General features: G+C 47.9%; 3 protein-coding genes. All 3 read left to right on the forward strand.

The annotated features are described in order from the left end of the window. Positions 1-125: 125 nt before the first annotated feature. The 3 genes from G463_RS21290 (at position 126) to G463_RS0117300 (ending at position 1,583) form a co-directional block, all read left to right on the forward strand. Entirely contained in the window at positions 126-413 is a 288-nt protein-coding gene (locus G463_RS21290; RefSeq protein ID WP_051322416.1) for an AbrB/MazE/SpoVT family DNA-binding domain-containing protein, read from the forward strand. Positions 414-630: 217 nt separating this feature from the next. Next, positions 631-1,137 (forward strand): ImmA/IrrE family metallo-endopeptidase, encoded by a 507-nt coding sequence (locus tag G463_RS22045; protein ID WP_169725504.1) that lies wholly within the window; start codon positions 631-633, stop codon positions 1,135-1,137. Positions 1,138-1,376: 239 nt separating this feature from the next. Then, on the forward strand, positions 1,377-1,583 hold the full coding sequence (locus G463_RS0117300; protein WP_156900298.1) for a hypothetical protein: 207 nt from the start codon (positions 1,377-1,379) through the stop codon (positions 1,581-1,583). The last annotated feature ends 123 nt before the right edge of the window (positions 1,584-1,706 follow it).

Here is a 1,706-nt window from a genome sequence, read left to right on the forward strand (position 1 = left end):
ATTGATCCGGAAATTTCCTTCTGGAAACTGACTCAAAGATTACTCGGACACGCTCCTAGGATTCTCCTGTGAGTTATTGTCCATCTCCGGAACATGCCACACGATCCTTCTAAGGAGGGATTTGGGTGAAACCAACAGGGCATGTCCGACCATTAGATCACATCGGTCGCGTAGTAATACCGATTGAGTGGCGACGCATGTTTGGAATCATGAGCCGCGATCCGATTGAGATTTATGCAGAAGGAGAATATATCGTGATGCAGAAGTACAATCAAGTATGTGTGCTCTGCGGTTTCCCCGGAGACTTGGTGAAGTTCCGTGGCAAACTTGTGTGCAGAGCATGTCGGGAAGAAGTGGGATATCTTCATTACGGCGAGTGCTGCCACACAAATTCCGGATGGTTGGAAAGATGAATAGACCGCGATTCAACACGATGAGCATGCCGACCAATGCAGTAAAAGTGCTTGTCTCACTACAAAAGTAGTGATAGGATGAGCATAAGCAGTACGTGTCATCTCAGAACTTACACGGTTTTGAATCCGCTTGTCGGGGAATACAGATAAGCGGAGACAGGACGAGGTGAGTGAAATGGCACGTATATATTTATACCCAAATAGGGGACGGAGAGTTATGCGTACGCTGTATGCAGACGAGAAAATCGAAAGCGTGGCAGACTCGGTTCGGGAGCGGTATGGCCTGAACTTTTTTCCTGTTGTTCCAGAAGTAATTGCGGACGCTGAAAGGATCAATGTGTTCAGCGCTCGTTTTCGCAATCCGGACATCGCGGGGCTGATCACCAAACGTGATGGTGAAGTCTTTATCTATATTCGTGATGGCGACCCTGCCGTGCGTAAACGGTTTACCTTTGCTCACGAACTGGGGCATTATTACTTGCACCTGCAGAAGGGTAAAGGCACGAACTTTATTGATGCAGAGCATATGTTTCGGATGGCTGGATCTCAACTGGACGAGGTAGAGGCAGAAGCTAACATCTTTGCCGCCGCACTTTTGATGCCTGAACGGGAAGTGCGCGAACTGTGCGATGCTCATGTTCCACTACGTGAAATGGCTGAGTACTTCATGGTTTCGAATGCCGCCATGTACAACCGCGTACGGAACTTGGGATTGAGAGTATGAGTGGAGAACATTTGGAACAACAAAGCTCGTTTGGAATGCCGGATGAAGCGGTTAGGCAAGCACTTGAGGGAGCAGAATTCACGGACTATGGCAACGAGGTTGAAGTCAATAACCGAATCAAGATGATGGAAGCGCAGATTTAGCTGCGCAAAGTTGACGAGTTACTTAACACGTGGAAAGATCACCAGGAAAATGAGCGTAAAATTCGTGCAGAGATCGCTCGCTGGGTGTTTATCATCTTGAGTGCGGAATTGCTCGTTGGTAAAGGCACGTTTGTTCTCTTTGGGTTCAAAGTGCTGTCGTTTCCGGAGTGGTTGGCCATATCATTCTTCATCGGTATGTATGTCCAGGTGATCTCGGTTGTAATGGTTGTGGTGAACGGCGTTTTTCCTAAGCCGAAGGAGGATTTTCTCGGAAGGCTTACAGACGTTATCAAAGACCTCTAAGGGTTGTCTCTGACGCGACCTTATAATAGCTAGTGCCCCTTCAGGCAACGTAGTTTGAGGAAAGTGGAGGATCAACCAGTGGAATGGAGAATATCACCAACGGTGGTGATATTCATGTGCCTG

The organism is Alicyclobacillus contaminans DSM 17975 (assembly GCF_000429525.1).
Classification (GTDB): domain Bacteria; phylum Bacillota; class Bacilli; order Alicyclobacillales; family Alicyclobacillaceae; genus Alicyclobacillus_A; species Alicyclobacillus_A contaminans.